General features: G+C 65.4%; 14 protein-coding genes, 1 rRNA gene and 1 pseudogene. 3 read left to right on the plus strand and 13 right to left on the minus strand.

Going from position 1 to position 17,899, the window contains the following annotated elements; translation table 11 throughout:
* The 3 genes from QMK22_RS08115 to tyrS all read right to left on the minus strand — a co-directional run.
* A 16S ribosomal RNA gene (locus QMK22_RS08115) occupies positions 1-103 on the minus strand; the annotation flags it as partial.
* Between the two features lie 1,302 nt (positions 104-1,405).
* Positions 1,406-1,945, minus strand: a complete 540-nt coding sequence (locus QMK22_RS08120; protein WP_502857317.1) for a GNAT family N-acetyltransferase — start codon at positions 1,943-1,945, stop codon at positions 1,406-1,408.
* 93 nt (positions 1,946-2,038) lie between these two features.
* On the minus strand, positions 2,039-3,340 hold the full coding sequence (tyrS, locus tag QMK22_RS08125; protein WP_283497127.1) for a tyrosine--tRNA ligase: 1,302 nt from the start codon (positions 3,338-3,340) through the stop codon (positions 2,039-2,041).
* 123 nt (positions 3,341-3,463) lie between these two features.
* On the opposite strand from tyrS, the gene QMK22_RS08130 reads away from it, so the two are divergent.
* Entirely contained in the window at positions 3,464-4,126 is a 663-nt protein-coding gene (locus QMK22_RS08130; protein WP_283497128.1) for a DNA-binding protein, read from the plus strand.
* Complete coding sequence (locus QMK22_RS08135) at positions 4,123-4,722, plus strand: hypothetical protein (protein WP_283497129.1); 600 nt, start codon at positions 4,123-4,125, stop codon at positions 4,720-4,722. The genes QMK22_RS08130 and QMK22_RS08135 overlap by 4 nt, the downstream gene beginning before the upstream one ends.
* Positions 4,723-4,740: 18 nt before the next feature.
* Here QMK22_RS08135 and QMK22_RS08140 read toward each other — a convergent pair whose 3' ends face one another.
* The 8 genes from QMK22_RS08140 to argC all read right to left on the minus strand — a co-directional run bounded on the left by QMK22_RS08140 (position 4,741) and on the right by argC (position 13,534).
* Positions 4,741-5,337 (minus strand): DNA-3-methyladenine glycosylase, encoded by a 597-nt coding sequence (locus QMK22_RS08140; protein WP_283497130.1) that lies wholly within the window; start codon positions 5,335-5,337, stop codon positions 4,741-4,743.
* A 3-nt stretch (positions 5,338-5,340) separates the two neighbouring features.
* Positions 5,341-6,777, minus strand: a complete 1,437-nt coding sequence (argH, locus tag QMK22_RS08145; protein WP_283497131.1) for an argininosuccinate lyase — start codon at positions 6,775-6,777, stop codon at positions 5,341-5,343.
* 7 nt (positions 6,778-6,784) lie between these two features.
* On the minus strand, positions 6,785-7,987 hold the full coding sequence (locus QMK22_RS08150; RefSeq protein ID WP_283497133.1) for an argininosuccinate synthase: 1,203 nt from the start codon (positions 7,985-7,987) through the stop codon (positions 6,785-6,787).
* 162 nt (positions 7,988-8,149) lie between these two features.
* Positions 8,150-9,079: an ornithine carbamoyltransferase gene (gene argF / locus QMK22_RS08155; RefSeq protein ID WP_283497134.1), complete on the minus strand. Its 930-nt coding sequence runs from the start codon at positions 9,077-9,079 to the stop codon at positions 8,150-8,152.
* A 105-nt stretch (positions 9,080-9,184) separates the two neighbouring features.
* On the minus strand, positions 9,185-10,378 hold the full coding sequence (locus QMK22_RS08160) for an acetylornithine transaminase (protein WP_283497135.1): 1,194 nt from the start codon (positions 10,376-10,378) through the stop codon (positions 9,185-9,187).
* Positions 10,375-11,307, minus strand: coding sequence for an acetylglutamate kinase (gene argB, locus QMK22_RS08165; RefSeq protein WP_283497136.1), 933 nt, complete (start codon positions 11,305-11,307; stop codon positions 10,375-10,377). The genes QMK22_RS08160 and argB overlap by 4 nt, the downstream gene beginning before the upstream one ends.
* 2 nt (positions 11,308-11,309) lie before the next feature.
* Positions 11,310-12,491 carry a bifunctional glutamate N-acetyltransferase/amino-acid acetyltransferase ArgJ gene (gene argJ, locus QMK22_RS08170; protein ID WP_283497137.1) on the minus strand — a complete coding sequence of 394 codons (1,182 nt, stop codon included), beginning with the start codon at positions 12,489-12,491 and terminating at the stop codon, positions 11,310-11,312.
* Positions 12,488-13,534, minus strand: coding sequence for an N-acetyl-gamma-glutamyl-phosphate reductase (gene argC / locus QMK22_RS08175; protein WP_283497138.1), 1,047 nt, complete (start codon positions 13,532-13,534; stop codon positions 12,488-12,490). The genes argJ and argC overlap by 4 nt, the downstream gene beginning before the upstream one ends.
* Before the next feature lie 159 nt (positions 13,535-13,693).
* On the opposite strand from argC, the pseudogene QMK22_RS17550 reads away from it, so the two are divergent.
* Positions 13,694-13,789: pseudogene (locus QMK22_RS17550) on the plus strand (type IV toxin-antitoxin system AbiEi family antitoxin domain-containing protein); the annotation flags it as partial.
* Between the two features lie 356 nt (positions 13,790-14,145).
* Here QMK22_RS17550 and pheT read toward each other — a convergent pair.
* Positions 14,146-16,749: a phenylalanine--tRNA ligase subunit beta gene (gene pheT, locus QMK22_RS08180; RefSeq protein ID WP_283497139.1), complete on the minus strand. Its 2,604-nt coding sequence runs from the start codon at positions 16,747-16,749 to the stop codon at positions 14,146-14,148.
* A complete protein-coding gene (gene pheS, locus QMK22_RS08185; RefSeq protein WP_283497382.1) occupies positions 16,749-17,774 on the minus strand; it encodes a phenylalanine--tRNA ligase subunit alpha in 1,026 nt (341 codons plus the stop codon). Before pheS ends, pheT begins: the two co-directional genes overlap by 1 nt.
* Positions 17,775-17,899 lie beyond the last annotated feature (125 nt).

A 17,899-nucleotide genomic window follows, 5' to 3' on the forward strand; every position in this document is an offset into this window, starting at 1 on the left:
TTCGCCACTGATCCAAGGAGCAAGCTCCTCTTCACCGTTCGACTTGCATGTGTTAAGCACGCCGCCAGCGTTCGTCCTGAGCCAGGATCAAACTCTCCGTAAATGTTTGAATAGCTCCCGAATAAATCCGGTGCCCATCTAGTGCACCCACAGACCGGAATAGGCCTAGAAGATGCAAGTTTGAAACTGACAAGAACAAATCATTACTGACTTGCTTTGTTTAGTTGCGCAGTCCAAAGACCACGACTTGTTCAATATTATTTCCAAAGGAATCTCTTGGCTGCGACCGGCTAGAAACCGACCAACAACCACGAGGTTTTTGGCATTTGACATTGTGCACGCTGTTGAGTTCTCAAGGATCGGACGCACCCGACTTCAGGCCCTACTGGGCTGTCGCTCCGGGGCAACTTGTCTAACTTACCCCTCCAAGCAGACCGTGTCAAATCGAGTCACACCCACAACAGGTGACCATTTTCGGCGCAAAAAAGCGAAAAAAACAACGACTCAACCAACCAGAAAAACAGGAGGGAGGCTTACTATCCTAGCCCAACAACCGAGAACGTGAAACACGAACCGAGAAGCCGATCTGACCAAGACTTGGTCCCACGTGAGGCCGGGAAGCTCTGCGGCTTTCCGCACCTTTGGGGTACGTATAGATACATTACGGCCACCCAGCCCACCCGTCAAAACGCACCCCACCCGGGCGTGTCGCACCCCGGCATCCACACAGGTCCGCGCCCCACCAACCGACAGCCACACCCCGCCGGCACCCGACTCCCGGGCCCCGGGCCCCGGGCCCCGGGCCCACCTTATGCAACCGGGCCCACGATAGAACATGGGCCCACTTTCCGGGCCCGGGCCCGGACACTAAAACCAGGGCACTCCGGGCGACCCAAGCACGGGCGGCCACCCCACGAGCCAACGGCTGCAGCATCCGCCCGCCTAACCATGCCCAACGCCCGCGGCCAGCCAGCTTTCGGACCGGCCAGACTTCGGACCGGCCAGACTTCGGACCGGCCAGACTTCGGGCCGGCCAGACTTCGGGCCCACCTTATGCAACCGGGCCCACGATAGAACATGGGCCCAGTCGCACACCCTGGGCCCCACCACCCCACACCCGCAAAACGGATGCCCGGGCCCGGACCCGGAAAGCGGGCCCACCTTACGAAAACAGCGCATCTCAGCCCAACGGGCAAACCGCAAGAAACCCGCGCCGCGCACCTTCGCGGAATTCCCCCGCCCAGAGCCCACCCCACCCAACCGGGCCCACCCTATGCAACCGGGCCCACGATAGAACATGGGCCCAGCTTCCGGGCCCGGGCCCGGACAGAAATGCGCCAGGCACAGTGCCACCGCGACGGGGCAGCCGGTGAACGCGAGCGGCACAGCATCCGCGTTCGCACGGTTACGCGGTGGGGGCCTCGGCGACGAAGAGTTCGCTCACGGAGTTGTAGTACGCATCGGTTCTACCCTTGTGGGTCATACCGATGCGCAGACAGACCCGCTGGGACGGCCGATTGCTCGGAGTCGTCACGGCCACGACCCGGTCGAGACCCGTCTTCCAACCGTGCGCCAATACAGCGAATGCCGCTTCGGTCGCGTAGCCGTGGTGCCACGCGTTCGGGTGGAAGTGCCAACCGATCTCGGTGTCCCCCGATGGTTCAAGCGGCCGGAGCGCGCTTGATGCCGGAATGGACTTGAGCAGCAGATTGCCGAAGACCTCTCCCGTGTCGGCATCGGTCACCGCCCGAATGGCATGAACTGGATGTTCCATGCCCTGCCAGCGCTTGATCACGGCGATCGCCTCGGCGCGGTCGGTCATCACGCGCGGGTGCAACCCGATGTGTTGTTGTACGGACCACAATGAGTACAGCCCGAAGACAAAATCGGTGTCATCGAGGGTCCAGGGGCGCAGCAGGAGGCGTTCGGTTCGAAGAGTTTCCACGATAATCATCTTGCCACCCGCACCTGCCGACCCCCTGTAACGGAGCCGCCACGCCGCGTCTGACTTGCAACTTGGCGCGGCGACTCGACGTGGCTACTCGACGAAAATACCCGCGAGCGTCTTCTTGCCTCGGCGCAGCACCGCTACTCCCCCGGGAAGTACGGCACCCTCGATTGTCGCATCGACGTTGTCTACCTTTTCGTTATTCAAGTAGACCCCGCCCTGTTGCACCGCACGACGAGCATCGCCCAGACTCTTCGACAATTCGGTGTCAACGAGCAACTGCAACACGGTCGCGTGCGGCGCCGTCGTTGTGTGCGGCAGTTCGCGCAGTGCCGCTTCAAGGGTGTCCGGGTCGAGTTCGGTGAGGTCACCCTGGCCGAAGAGCGCCTCGGCAGCGCGGATGGCAGCATCCGTTGCCGCTTGACCGTGCACCAGGCTCGTCACCTCGAGTGCCAGTCGGCGCTGCGCTTCGCGGCGGAACGGTTCGTTCTCGACGAGCTGGGCAAACCGCTCGATTTCATCACGAGAGAGAAAGGTGAACACCTTGAGTCGAAAGACCACGTCAGCATCGTCGGTGTTCAGCCAGAATTGATAAAAAGCGTATGGGCTCGTGAGGTTCGGGTCGAGCCACACGGCGTTGCCCTCGCTCTTGCCGAATTTGGTGCCGTCACTGTTGGTGATGAGTGGGGTGCCGATCGCGTGCACGGTGCCACTCTCGGCGCGACGAATCAGGTCGGTTCCGCTCGTGAGGTTGCCCCACTGGTCGCTGCCACCGGTTTGCAGCACACAGCCGTAGCTGCGGAACAGCTCGAGGTAGTCCAGTCCCTGCAGAATTTGGTAGCTGAACTCGGTGTAACTGATGCCGGCGTCGGAATTCAGGCGCGCGCTGACGGCATCTTTTTTGAGCATGGTGCCCACGCGGTAGTACTTGCCGATTTCCCGCAAGAAGTCGATGGCACTGAGCGGTGCGGTCCAGTCCAGGTTGTTCACTAGTGTGACGGCGTTGTCGCCTTCGGCGCTGAGGAACCGCGAAACCTGCGCCTGCAGGTAGCCAACCCACTCCGTCACGGTCTCGGTGGGGGTCAGCGTGCGCTCAGCGGTTGGTCGCGGGTCACCGATGAGGCCGGTAGAGCCGCCGACGAGGCCGAGCGGATGATGCCCGGCCAGTTGCAAGCGCCGCATCAGCAGTAGCTGCACTAGGTTGCCGAGGTGCAGGCTGGGCGCCGTCGGGTCGAAGCCGCAGTAATACGTGATCGGGTCACCGTCGAGCAGCGCCTTGAGTTCGGTCTCGTCGGTGGAAACGTGCACGAGGCCGCGCCAGTTGATCTCCTCCCAGACAGAATCGAAGGAGGGGTCGTTGGTCTGCTGGGCAAGGATGGTGGGGTCTGACACGGGTTCAGATTACCAGCCGTGGCTACCCCGACGGTTTACCGGTGGCATCCGTTATCAGCAATTCAGTCTATATCCTATATTTGGTTTAATTTAGCCTGAGGACTAAATTAGACTGAATTCAGGATGGAGCTTCAGATCATGTTTGTCATCACCGCTGACCAAATAGACAGCCGCAACGATCATGATCGTGCGCGCGCCATGATAGCCCGACTCGTGGACCAGAGCCCCACGGCATTCAGTCTGCCCCCCGATCAGACCGCGGGCGACGAGATTCAGCTCCTCATTTCGGCGGCACGGCCAACGCTCGACGCCATCCTCACTCTGCACCGTTCCGGCCATTGGAGCATCGGCCTCGGTGTGGGCACCGTGCGCACTCCCCTGCCCACGTCCACCCGACACGCCACCGGCGGGGCGTTCATCGCGGCCCGCGACGCCGTACTCCGGGCGAAACGAACCGAGGCACACTTTGCACTCGAGGTGGAACCGGAATCCGCTCACCGCGACGAAACCGCCTCCGGGATTGAGGCACTTCTGACCATGCTGCTCTTGCTGCGTCAGCGTCGTACCGTGCAGGGTTGGGAGGCCGGCGACCTCTTTGAAAGCGGACTGGCCCAGACCGATATCGCCGCATCGCTCGGCATCACCACCGGTGCCGTCAGCCAGCGGCTAAAGACGGCGCAGTACCGCGTCGAGCAGGCGGCGCGGCCGGCATTGGTTAGGCTGCTGAAACAGCTCGACTCCGGCCCACTCGATACGCCAACAACCGAAACGGACGCCACAGCATGACCCTCACCGTTCTCACGTTGCTCTACTGGGTCGCCCTGTTCCTGGTCACCCTGGCCTCGCTCACCTGCGCCGCCATCGCTTTCAAACTGCACCGGAAGTTTTACGCGGTGTCTGCCCTGGCCGGTCTGGCTGTCGCCCTCGTGCTCGCCGCGGTGCCGACAGTCCCGGCACCGAGCACTTTCGGCATTGTGCTCGGCATGCTCGCCCTCGCCCTCGCCGTGATCGGCGGCGGCCCCATCGCGGTACTCGCCCTCGATCTGGCCACCAAAAATTCGGTCCCGCCGGGCCAGCACGGCGGCATCATGGTGCTGAACGCCGGCAAACTCGCCCCCACCATGGCCGGGCTCAGCAGCTCCGACACGCATGAGGTCCTGCGCGGGGGGTTGACCATCGGCATCCTGGAACGTCTCGCCGTGGCCGGTGCGATCCTGGCCGGTTTTCCCGAAGCCATCGCCGTGGTCATCGCCATCAAGGGCGTCGGCCGCTTCACTGAGCTGGCCGCGGCCGAATCGCGCGAGCGCTTCATCATCGGCACCCTGTCCAGCCTCATCTGGGCCTGCGCCTGCGCGGCCCTCGTGCCGATGGCCCTGGTATAGCCGTACTGCTCTGCCCGGCTAGGACTGTCCTGCACGCGCATGCCGACGATACGGTGAAACGGACGCCTCGCCCGGCACCCAAAACCGCCACGGGTATTCGGCTCCCCCGCCCAGCCCGCTCACGCCCGTCCGTGGTCCGGTCGCGAATTCGGCCCGCCGCGCGGGTAGCTCCAGGTCAAACGGTGCGCGGTTCAGATCGGCTCCGTCATCGCCGAGCACGATGCCGAGGGCCTTGGTGAGCCGCGCCGGTCCGCGAGCAAGTTCGGAGTCGTGGTGCGATGTCGGGCGACGCCCGCGCGCCTCGTCGAGCCCGGCGATAATCTCCCCCGCCCGGAGCAGCACCCCCGAGGCCTCACCTTCCGGCGAGCAGACCACATTGGCGCAGACGTGCATCCCGTAGCTGAAATAGGCATAGACGTGCCCGGACGGTCCGAACATCGTTCTGGTACGAGGCGTGAGTCCGCGAAAAGCGTGTGAGCCCGGGTCGGTTTCGCCGAGGTAGGCCTCAACCTCGGTAATCCGCACTGAAACCCGCCCGCGGGTGAGAACCGCACCGAGCAGCAGCGGAGCTACCTCCAGTGCGGATCGATTCAGCAGCGCCGGCGCGAACGGCACGGGCTACCGGCTGAGCGCGGCCGTCAGGTCGCGCACGCGGTTCACGAGGTGTGCACGCTGCTCAGCGACTCGCACCGGCGCGGTTCCGCCGGCACCGTCGCGGCTCTCGACCGATCCGCGGATGGTGAGCACCTCACGCACTTCGGGAACGAGATGCGGCGAGATCGCGAGCAACGCCGCATCGTCGACCTCGTGCAGGTCGAAATGGTTGGTTTCGGCGAATTTCACGAGCGACCCGGTAATTTCGTGCGCATCGCGGAACGAAACGTGGCGCTTGACCAGCCACTCCGCGACATCCGTTGCCAGGGAGAAACCCTGCGGTGCCAACTCGGCCATGCGCTCCGTGTGAAAGGTGAGGGTGGCGATCATGCCGGTGAAGGCCGGGAGCAGCACTTCGAGCGTCATGATCGAGTCGAAGACCGGTTCTTTGTCTTCCTGCAGGTCACGGTTGTAGGCCAGCGGCAAACCCTTGAGCGTTGAGAGCAAACCGGTGAGGTTGCCGATCATGCGGCCAGACTTGCCGCGCGCGAGCTCGGCGATGTCAGGGTTCTTCTTCTGCGGCATGATCGACGAACCGGTGGAGTAGGCGTCGTCGAGGGTGACGAAATCGAATTCGCGGGTGTTCCAGAGAATGATCTCTTCGGCCAGCCGCGACATATCGATGCCGATTTGTGCGGTGATGTACGCGAACTCGGCGACCAGGTCGCGGCTTGCGGTACCGTCGATGGAGTTCTCGACCACGGCGGCGAATCCCAGGTCGGCGGCCACGAGGTGCGCGTCAAGACCGAGGGTGTTGCCGGCGAGGGCGCCGGATCCGTAGGGGGATGCATCCGCTCGCCGACCCCAGTCAGCGAACCGGTCGAGGTCGCGCACGAGCGGCCAGCAGTGTGCCAGCAGGTGGTGGGCGAGCAGCACCGGCTGAGCGTGCTGCAGGTGGGTACGGCCGGGCATGATGGCATCGGCGTGTGCTTCGGCCTGCGCAGCGAGAGCGTCGATCAGTTCGATGACGAGCGAGGCGAGAATGGCGGCGTGGTCTCGTAGCCACATGCGCACGAGCGTCGCGACCTGATCGTTGCGGCTGCGACCCGCACGAAGCTTGCCGCCTACCTCGACGCCGATGATGTCGATGAGACCCCGCTCAAGGGCGGAGTGCACGTCTTCGTCGGCTTCGGCCGGCAGAAATTCGCCGGCGACGACGGCGCGCTCGAGTTGTTCGAGCGCGCCGACCATCTGTGTCAATTCGGTGTCGGTGAGATACCCGGCCGCGGCAAGAGCACGCGCGTGTGCGCGGCTGCCCTGCAGGTCGTATTCGGCCAGCATCCAGTCGAACTGGGTCGACTTGCTCAGCCGTGCCAGCTCCGGCGACGGTCCCCCGGCAAAACGGCCACCCCAGAGGGCACCCGCCTTGCCGGCACGGTTCGCGTTCTTCTCACCCGACACGCTGGGCCTACTTAGAGGCGGCGGCGTCGCGTCGTGCGGCCACCTTGCTCGGCAGCGACCACAGTTCGATGAATCCCTTGGCCATGGTCTGGTCGAAGGAGTCTCCGGTGTCGTAGGTGGCGAGGTTGAAGTCGTACAGGCTCGTGGTGCTGGAGCGCCCGGTGACGACGGCGGTGCCGGCGTGCATCTTGAGACGGATGTCTCCGGTCACGTACTTCTGGGTGTCCTCAATGAACACGTCGAGGCTGCGCTTGAGTCCGGAGAACCAGAGGCCGTCGTAGACGAGCTCGGCCCACTTGCTCTCGACGCCGCGCTTGTAGCGGGCAACGTCGCGTTCCAGCGTCATGTTCTCGAGCTCTTCGTGAGCGGCGATGAGCGCCATACCGGCGGGTGCCTCATACACCTCACGGCTCTTGATGCCCACGAGGCGGTCTTCGACGATGTCGATACGGCCGACACCCTGATCGCCGGCGAGGCGGTTCATCAGCTGGATAACTTGCAGCGGGGTGACCTTCTTGCCGTCAATGGCGACGGGCACACCCTGCTCGAAGGAGATGACAACCTCGGTGGCGGCACGGGTGACCGAGGGGTCTTGCGTGTAGGTGTAGAGGTCTTCGATCGGCGCGTTCCACGGGTCTTCGAGGAATCCGGTTTCGACGGCGCGACCCCAGACGTTCTGGTCGATCGAGTACGGGCTCTTCTTGGACTGCACGATGGGCAGGTCGTGCGTTGCGGCGTATTCGATGGCCTTGTCGCGCGTCAGCGCGAAGTCGCGCACCGGAGCGAGCGAGGTCAGGTCGGGAGCCAGGGCCGCGACGGCTGCTTCGAACCGGACCTGGTCGTTGCCCTTGCCGGTGCAACCGTGGGCGACGCTGTCGGCACCCAGTTCCTTGGCGGTGGAGGCGAGGTATTTGGCGATCAGCGGACGGCTGATGGCCGAGACGAGCGGGTAGCGCTTCTGGTACAGGGCGTTCGCCTTGAGCGTCGGCACGATGTAGTCGTTGGCGAATTCGTCTTTGGCATCAATGACGATGGATTCGACGGCGCCGCAGTCGAGGGCGCGCTGACGGATCACATCCATGTCCTCACCCTCCTGTCCGACGTCGACGGCGAGGGCTACGACCTCTTTGCCGGTGGCATCCTTGAGCCAGCCGATACCGACCGAGGTGTCCAGTCCACCCGAGTATGCAAGTACAACGCGTTCCGCCATGGTTCTCCCTAAATCTTGATCTGTCTAAAGTTTACGTGTTGGGGCGATGGTCCCAGTCGCCGGGCCCAGCTTCATTGTCCGGGCCCGGGCCCGGGCCGTGGGCCCATGATCTATCCTGGGCCCGGTTTCCGGGCCCGGGCCCGGGCACATACGAACGCGAGGTCAGGACTTGTTCTGGGCGAGCAGCCAGACCAGCAGCGCCTTCTGGGCGTGCAGGCGGTTCTCCGCCTCGTCCCAAATGATGCTCTGCGGGCCGTCGATCACATCGGCCGTCACCTCGTAGCCACGGTCGGCCGGCAGGCAGTGCATAAAGTGTGCGCCCGGCTTGGCCAGGCTCATGAGTTCGGCATCGACACGGTACTGACCGAGGTCGCCGAGCCGCGCGGCCTTCTCTTCTTCCTTGCCCATCGATACCCACGTGTCGGTGATGACCACGTCGACGCCGGTGACGGCTTCGCGCGGGTCGGTGAACAGCGCGACGGAGCCGCCGGTGCGCTCGGCAATGGCCGTTGCATCCGCTATGACCTGGTCTGTCGGGGTGTAGCCGACCGGCGAAGCGATGCGCACGTGCATGCCTGCGGTTGCGCCGGCGAGCAGGTAGGACTGGCCCATGTTGCAGGCTCCGTCACCGAGGAAGGCCAGGGTCTGGCCGGCCAGGTCGCCGCGGTGTTCGCGGATGGTGAGCAGGTCCGCGAGCAGCTGGCAGGGATGAAAATCGTCGCTGAGCGCGTTGACGACGGGAACGGTGGTGCCAAGCGCCATTTCTTCGAGTCCGGCCTGGCCGTAGGTGCGCCAGACGATCGCGGCCACCTGGCGTTCGAGCACACGAGCCGTGTCGGACGCGGTTTCTTTGCCGCCGAGCTGGCTGTTCGCGGTGCTGATGATGAGCGGGCTGCCACCCAGATCGGCGATGCCGACCGCGAACGACACCCGGGTGCGCGTCGACGACTTATCAAAGATGACCGCGACAGTCTGGGGGCCGTTGAGCGGGCGCACCGCAAATCGGTCTCGCTTCAGCTCCAGGGCCAGATCGAGAATCTCGGCCTGTTCGGCCGGGGAGATATCGTCGTCGCGCAGGAAATGGCGGGTCACGGTGTCACTTTCGGTTGTCGTGTTATCAAGAGGCAAGCGGATGCCGCTCACCTTGTTCAACGCTTTCGCTTCGGCCGAAGCCAGCGCAAAGGGGATCCATCCAGCCTAAAGGCTGGCGAGGGCGCGCCCAAACCGCGCTTGGAAGTCGGCGAGTTCGGCGTCACCCACGATCAACGGCGGGGCGATACGAATACTCGTCTCGTTGGCGGCGTTCACGATGAGGCCTTGGGCGAGCGCGGCTGCGCCGAGTTTAAGCGCGACCGGTTCGGTCAGCCCGACACCGAGCAGCAGCCCGCGACCGCGAACCTCCTCGATCAGCGGCGAGTGGAAGCCCAGGATGATCTCACGCAACTGCTGGCCGCGGCGGGCGGCGTTGGCGGCCAGGTCGTCGCGTTCGATCACGCCGAGCACGGCGTTGGCCGTTGCGGTGACGAGCGGGTTGCCGGCGAAGGTCGAGCCGTGCTGGCCCCGCTGAAACAGCTCGGAGGCCCACCCGAAGGTGACGAGCGCACCGATGGGAACACCGCCGCCCATCCCCTTGGCGATCGTGACGGCATCCGGAAGAATGCCCGTGTGGTTGTAGGCGAACCAGGCGCCGGTGCGCGCAATACCGGTCTGAATCTCGTCGAGGATCAGTAGAACGCCGTGCTCGGTGCACAGCTCGCGAGCACGTTTCAAAAACCCCTCAGGCAAGTCGATGACGCCCGCCTCGCCCTTGACCGGTTCGATGAACAGCGCCGCGACGGTGTTGTCGATGCTCGCTTCGAGGGCCCGGATCGTCGTGTCGATATGTTCGACGCCGCCGGGCACCGGTTCGAAGGCCTCGCGCATGTGCGGCTTGCCGGAGAGGGCGAGCGCACCCATGGTGCGGCCGTGGAAGGAGTCGTGCAGCGACAGGATGCGGCTGCGGTGGCCGCCCTGCACGTTCAACCGAGCGAGTTTAAATGCCGCTTCGTTGGCCTCGGCACCCGAGTTGCAGAAGTAAACCCGGCCAGCGTCGCCGGCGCCGGTGATGCGCTTGAGACGTTCGGCCAGTTCAATTTGCGGCGGCGTGGCGAAATAGTTGGAGACGTGGCTGAGGGTGCTGATCTGTTTGGTCACGGCGGCGACGACCTCGGGGTGCGCGTGTCCGAGCGAATTCACCGCGATGCCGGCGAGAAAATCGAGGTATTTTGCACCCTTCTCATCCCAGACGTAGCAGCCCTCTCCGCGCACAAGCATCGCCAGCGGCGGGCTGAACGTGCGCATCATCGAATCGGCGAACCGGTTCTGCCAGGGTGTGTCTTCGGGCGTGCTCATTCTGGTACTACCTCCGTGCCGATGCCGCTTCCAGTGAAAATTTCGAGCAGGATCGAGTGCGGCACTCGTCCGTCGATGATTGCGGCCTTGGCGACGCCGCCGTCGACCGCGTCGAGGCATGCTGTCATTTTGGGAATCATGCCCGATTCCAGCTCGGGCAGCAGCGCCCGCAATGAGGCCACATCGATGATCGATACGAGCGAATCCCGGTTGGGCCAGTCGCGATAGAGCCCCGCGACATCGGTGAGAATCACGAGCTTGGCCGCACCGAGGGCGATGGCGAGGGCGGCCGCAGCGGCGTCGGCGTTGACGTTGAGGGACTGGCCTGGCACGTCCGTATCGGGTGCGATCGACGAGACCACCGGAATTCGACCGGCCGCAAGCTGCGCGAGCACGGCTTCCGGGTCTACTCCGACAACATCGCCGACCAGGCCGAGGTCTACCTCTTCGCCGTCGATCAGCACGCCGCGTCGCCGCCCGCGGAACAGGCCGGCGTCTTCACCCGACAATCCGGCGGCGAGAGGGCCGTGCTGGTTGATGTGGCTGACCAGGTCACGGTTAATCTGGCCGGTGAGCACCATGCGCACCACGTCCATCGCTTCGGGCGTGGTCACCCGGTAGCCGCCGCGAAACTCGCTCTCAATGCCGAGGCGTTTCAGCATCGCCGAGATCTGCGGGCCACCGCCGTGCACGACGACCGGACGGATGCCGGCATAGCGCAGGTAGACCATGTCCTCGGCGAACGCGTGCTGCAGTTCTTCGCTGACCATGGCGTTGCCGCCGAACTTCACGACGATGATCTGGTCGTGAAAGCGCTTGAGCCACGGCAAGGCTTCAATCAGCGTTGCCGCTTTCACGGATGCTTCGGCCGGGCTATTCTCGTCGGCCGCTGCGTGAGCGGCGGCGTCGGGTGTGTCGATGTCGGTCATGATCAGCTCGCGTACGCGCTGTTTTCTTCGACGTAGTCGTGGGTGAGGTCGTTGGTCCACAGCGTGGCCGTTTCGGTGCCAGCGTGCAGGTCAATCACGACGGTGACGGCACGTGTGGTGAGGTCGACGAGTTCGCGCGGCTGATCGGGCTCGCCCGCGGTGCAGACCTGCACGCCGTTGATGGCGACATCGATGCCATACGGGTCGAACGCCGCGTCCGCCACGGGCACTGTTCCGGCGGCGGCGAGCACGCGTCCCCAGTTCGGGTCGTTGCCGAAGACGGCCGATTTGAACAGGTTGCTCCGCGAGACGGCGCGGGCCACTGTGATGGCTTCGTCTTCGGAGACCGCGTTGGTAACCGTGATGGCCACGTCATGGGCGGCGCCCTCGGCGTCGCCCTGCAGCTGGAGGGTGAGGTCGCGGCAGATCTCGATGAGCGCGGCGGTAAATTCGGGCAGGTCGGCAGCGACACTGCTCGCGCCGGAGCAGAGCAAGCTCACGGTGTCGTTGGTCGACATGCAGCCGTCGGAATCGAGACGGTCGAAGGTCACTCGGGTTGCAGCGTGCAGCGCCGTGTCGAGTTCGGCCGAGTCGAGCACGGCGTCGGTCGTGATGACCACGAGCATTGTGGCCAGTCCCGGCGCGAGCATGCCGGCGCCCTTCGCCATCGCGCCGATGCTCCAGCCGGCAGCGGAAGTATGCGCGGCCTCCTTGGGGCGGGTATCGGTGGTCATGATGGCCTGCGCGGCGAGGAGCCCGGCGGCGGGCGTGGTGGCGGCATCCGTTTTAATGGCGACGGCGGCGTCCCACACGCCGGCGGTGACGAGGTCGAGGTTGAGCTGCTCCCCGATCAGGCCGGTGGAACAGACCAAAACGTCACCGGAGGAAATTTTGAGACGCTGCGCGACGGCTTCGGCGGTGGCGTGGGTGGTCTGAAAGCCGATGGAGCCGGTGTAGCAGTTGGCGCCGCCGGAGTTGAGCACGATCGCGCTAACGCGGCCGTCGCTCATCACCTGGGTGCTCCAAATAACGGGGTTGGCCTGGCACCGGTTGAGTGTGAACACGGTTGCGGCGTTCTGCAGCGGACCGAGGTTCTGCACGAGGGCCAGGTCGAGGCCGCCGGACTTTTTCAGGCCGGCGGTAACGCCAGCAGCGGCAAAACCAGCGGGAAGGGTGACACTCACGGAGCAACTCCATTCATGGTCAGACCGAGGGTTTCGGTCAGGCCGAGGGCGATATTGGCGGATTGGATGGCAGCGCCGGCGGTGCCTTTGACGAGATTGTCGATGGCCGTGATCGTGACGACCCGACCGGCCGCTTCGTCGACGGCCAGTCCGATCAGCGCGGTGTTGGCGCCGAGTACGTCGGCCGTGCGCGGATAATGTCCCGCGGGAAGCAGGTGCACGAAGGGTTCGTCGGCGTAGGCGCTTTCCCAGGCGGCGCGCACGGCGGCGGTGCTCGTGCCCGGTACGAGCCGGGCGGTCGCCGTCGAGAGGATGCCGCGCGACATCGGCACGATCACGGGCGTGAACGAGATGGTCGCGTCGGTGCTGCTCCCGGCCCAGCGCAGCGACTGCACGATCTCCGGAATATGCCGGTGCGTGCCACCGACCGCGTACGGGTTGGCGGAGCCAAGGATTTCGGCCGCGAGATTGGGCACTTTGAGGCTCTTACCCGCGCCGCTCGGCCCCACAGCGAGCACCGCGACGAGGTCCTGTGCTTCGATCACGCCGGCGTGAATACCCGGGGCCAGGCCGAGAGCGACCGTGCTGGCGTTGCAGCCGGGGGCCGCGATACGGCGAGCCCCGATCAGACGATCGCGCTGCTTGCCGTTTTGGATGGGAAGTTCGGGCACACCGTAGGTCCAGGCACCGAAATAGTCGCCGCCGTAGAAGGCCGCCCAGTCGTCGGAATTGTGCAGTCGGTGGTCGGCGCCGCAGTCCACTACGAGCGTGTCGGCCGGCAGGTGCGCGGTGAGCTCACCGGATTTTCCGTGCGGGAGAGCCACGAAGACGACATCGTGGCCGCTGAGATTCTCCGGCGTCGTGTCGACGAGGGTGAGGTGGGCGAGCGAGCGCAGCGAGGGTTGCACGTCGACCAGACGCTGCCCGGCGTTGCTGTGCGCGGTGACCGTGCGCACCTCGAATTCGGGGTGCCCGGCGAGCAGCCGCAGCAGTTCTCCGCCCGCATAACCGCTCGCGCCCGCCACTGCTACCGAAAAAGCCATGTGTTAAACCTAGCGCGGCCCCGGCCGCCTCATTTCCGCCCCCCGCGGCATCCGCGTACCCGTGGCGCTCTCGCATCGGCAGGCCCCGCGGACGGGTGACGCGGCACAGTAACCCCCCTGCGCGAGTTTTTCGAGACCTGTAACGCCCGCTATGACGGCCTGATTCCGGCAGAGGCCCTTCGAGCCGCGGGCATGAATTCCCACGCCATTGATTCGCTCCTGAAGCGCGGCGAGCTCGTGCGCGTGCGCCGCGGTTGGTATGCGGTTGACACCGAGTGGCAGAGGCTGGGTGCCGATGGGCACTACCGGCTCGTCGTGCGGGCGACCGCCGCCCGGGCAGAGCGGGACTGGACCTATTCGCACGAGTCAACTGCGTCCCCTGGTGAGCGGCTTCGACCGCTGGGGAGGGGCTCTCGCACTCTCACCGCGCGCGTTCCACCGATTCCTGCTCGATCACGGGGTACCTCGTGCCCCAACCGGGCAGCCCGTCTCCGGACTGCCTCGCGTCCGCAGGTGGCGGCACCGGTTTGGGAGGTTGGCACCCGTTCAAACCGGTGGCAACCTCTCAAACACGGGCCGCGAGACAGCGGATACCGCGGGCCGGGCCCCGACTACTCGCGCAGGGTGGCGCCGAAGCGTTGGGCAGCGAGGTCGACCCCGGCGAGGCGGGCAGCGCTCGCCTCCGCGGCGGTCAGCGTGCGCTCCTCACCGCGAAAACGCAGCGCAAAGGTGAGCGACTTCTGCCCCGACTCCATTCCGGCACCGCGGTAATCGTCGACCAGCTCGATGCTCTCGAGCAGGTCGCCGGCGCCCTCGGCGACGGCCGCGCGCAGGGCTGCGGCCGGCACGGCCGCAGCGACCACGAGCGAGAGGTCCTGCGTGGCGGCCGGCATCGTGCGAATCGGCGTGACCGTGAGTTCGCCTTCGGCCTGAACGAACAGGAGCGCGAGGTTGATTTCGGCCACGGCCACAACCGCGGGCAGGTCATAGTCGTCGGCGACTGCCGGGAGCAGCTCTCCGGCGAAACCGACCGAGACGGTACGTGCGGCGCTGGTGGCGGCGCCGGGAACGGTGACGAAGAGTTCAGCGGTGCGGCCCGGGTGCATCGCCGGGTGCAGGCCTTGGCGCACCGAGATGCGCACACCCGTGGCCAGCGCCACCTGCTGCACGGCAGAAAGCGCCGACTGCCAGCCGGTCGCAACGGCAGGCAGGCCCGGCTGATGACGCACGTCGTTTCCGACGAGCACAATTCCCACCAGAAGCGGTTGCGGCACGATTCCCGCGTTCAACGCTGCTTCGGCTTCGGCGCTCGGACGCGCCGCTCCGGCCGGAAGCACGGGCGTGCCGTAGGTCACCCCGGCTTCGGGACGAAAGACGAGTCCCTGCTCGTAAATAGCAACATCGACCAGGCCGCGAGAACGATTGCGGTGCGCGATCTGCAGCATGCCCGGCAGCATCGAGGTGCGCAGGAACGGCGACTCACCGTCAAGCGGGTTGGCGACCTTCACCTGCGCGACCGGCACAGCGGATGCCGCACCCACCGCAGCGACGCCGGCGCCGGCATCAGCAGCGGTCACGACGGCAGCGCCGAACACGTTATTGGCCTGCTCGGAGACGAAGGGGTAGGTGAGCACCTCGGTGTGTCCGGTCGCCGCGAGGGTCTGTGCCACCGTGCGGCGCAGCGTCTGCGTGCGCGTGAGGCCGCGGCCCGGAGGCGCAACGGGAAGCACGGACGGAATGCGGTCGTACCCGACGATGCGGGCGATTTCTTCGCCCAGGGTCCACTTGTCGGTGAGGTCGGGGCGCCAGGTGGGCGGCGTCACCTGCAGCACACCGCCGATGTCCTCGAGCGAGCACCCGATCTCCACGAGGGAATCGCGCACCTCATCGCCGGTGTAGTTCAAACCGATGAGCCCAGACACAAAACCGGTCGGCAAGACGATCGCTGCGGGAGCGGTCGTTTCGTCATAGTCCGATCCGAGGTCGTCCGCGACTCCCCCGGCAAGGTCGACCAGCAATTGCACCACTCGGGCGGCGGCAACCGCGGCCACCCGCGGGTCGACGCCGCGTTCGAAACGTTTGCTCGCCTCGCTCGGCAGCTTGTGTCGACGCGCCGAGCGTGCGATCGATACCGGGTCAAAGTTGGCGGCCTCGACGAGCACGTTGACCGTCGTTGAACTGATCTCGGTGTTCGCACCGCCCATCACTCCGGCCAGGCCAATCGGCCCGGATTCGTCGGTGATCAGCAGATCTTCGACGCTCAATGTGCGGCTGACAGCGTCGAGTGTGGTGAATTTCTCACCGGCGACCGCTCGGCGCACGACAATGCCGCCGGCCAGTTTGTCGAGGTCATAACCGTGCAAGGGCTGGCCGAGCTCAAACATCACATAGTTGGTCACGTCGACGATGAGCGAGATCGAACGGATGCCGACGAGCCCCAGTCGAGCAATCATCCAAGCCGGGGTCGGCCGGGTCGGATCGACACCGCGCACGACGCGGGTCACGAACACGGACGCACCGGTTCGGTCCCGAATCGGGGCCCGATCATCGATCGTGACCGGAAACCGGGTGACCGGAGTCACAACGGTGAGCGCCAGCGCGGGGTCACGAAACGGCACACCGGTTGCGTGCGAGTATTCGCGGGCGACGCCACGAATGGAGAAGGCGTAACCGCGGTCCGGGGTGACGTTGATCTCAACGGCGCTGTCATCCAGGCCGAGCAGAGCAATCGCATCCGTTCCCACCGGGGCGTCGATGCCGAGGTTTTTCAGCAGCAGAATACCGTCATGCTCGTCGCCGAGACCGAGCTCGCGGGCCGAGGCGATCATGCCGTCGGAGACGTGGCCGTAGGTTTTGCGGGCGGCGATGGGGAACGGGCCGGGCAGCGACGCGCCGGGCAGTGTCACGACCACCTTGTCCCCGACGGCGAAGTTGTGCGCGCCGCAGATGATGCCGTGCACGGCGGGGCCGCCGTCAGCGGCGAGTTCGTCACCCGGCGCAACCCGCACCTGGCACCAGTTGATGGTTTTGCCATTGGTCTGTTCTTCGCCGACGAATTCGAGTACCTCGCCGACCACGATCGGGCCGGAGACCTCGAAGCGGTGAATGTCTTCTTCTTCGAGGCCGACGCTGACGAGCGCGGCGTGGACGTCTTCCGGCGTGGTGCCGGGCTCGAGGTCGACGTATTCGCCAAGCCAGCTCAGTGGAACCCGCATCAGACCGTCATCCCATACTGCTGGCTGAACCGAATATCGCCCTCGACCATGTCGTGCATGTCCTTTACGTCATTTCTAAACATCACTGCTCGTTCAACGCCCACACCAAACGCGAACCCGGAATACACCTCGGGGTCGATCCCCGCGGAGCGCAGCACATTGGCGTGCACCATGCCGCAGCCGCCCCACTCGATCCAGCGTGCACCATCTTTGAAGGTGGGGTGCCACACGTCGAGCTCCGCGCTCGGCTCGGTGAACGGAAAATAGTTCGGGCGCAGGCGCACCTTGGCTTCGGGGCCGAACAGGGCCTGCACGAAGTGGTCGAGCGTGCCACGCAGGTGAGCCATGGTCAGGCCCTTGTCGATGGCGATGCCCTCGATCTGGTGGAACACCGGGGTGTGGGTCGCGTCGAGTTCGTCGGTGCGAAAAACTCGCCCGGGCGCGACGACGTACACCGGCAATTCCCGGGACAGCAACGCGCGCAGCTGCACGGGCGAGGTCTGGGTGCGCAACACGAGGTGGGCATCCGTGGGTTCTACGAAGAAGGTGTCCTGCATGGCGCGGGCGGGGTGGTCTTCGTCGAAGTTGAGCCCGTCGAAGTTGAACCATTCACTTTCGAGCTCTGGCCCTTCGGCGACTTCCCACCCCATGGCCACGAAGACGTCGGCGGCACGCTCACTCAGCAGTGAAATCGGATGGCGAGCCCCGGGCTTCCACGTTGACGCTGCGGCGGTCACATCCACCGTTTCGGCGAGCAGTCGGGCGGCTGCTTCTGCCGTGCCGATCTCATCTTCGCGAGCGGTCAGCGCCTTAGTGACAGCGCCGCGGGCCTGGCCGACGAGCTTGCCGGCGGCGGCCTTTTGGTTGCCGGGCACGTTGCGCATGAGCGCGTTCAGCTTCGACAGCGGCGACGACTCGCCGGCGTGCTCGCTGCGCACAACCTTCAGAGCGGCGGTCGTATCGGCGGCGGCGATGGCCGCCAGCGCGGCGTCAACCGCGGCACTGACGGCGGCTTCGCTGATCAACGGCTCGGCGGGAGCGGATACGTCGGCGGGAGTTGCCGCCGGATCGGATGCAGCCGGGTCGGGTGGTGTGGTGGGCTCTGGTGGAACACTGGGAACAGACACAAGGCCCAAGTTTAGTGCGTGCC

Source organism: Cryobacterium sp. PH29-G1 (assembly GCF_030063365.1).
In the GTDB taxonomy this organism is placed as follows: Bacteria; Actinomycetota; Actinomycetes; order Actinomycetales; family Microbacteriaceae; genus Cryobacterium.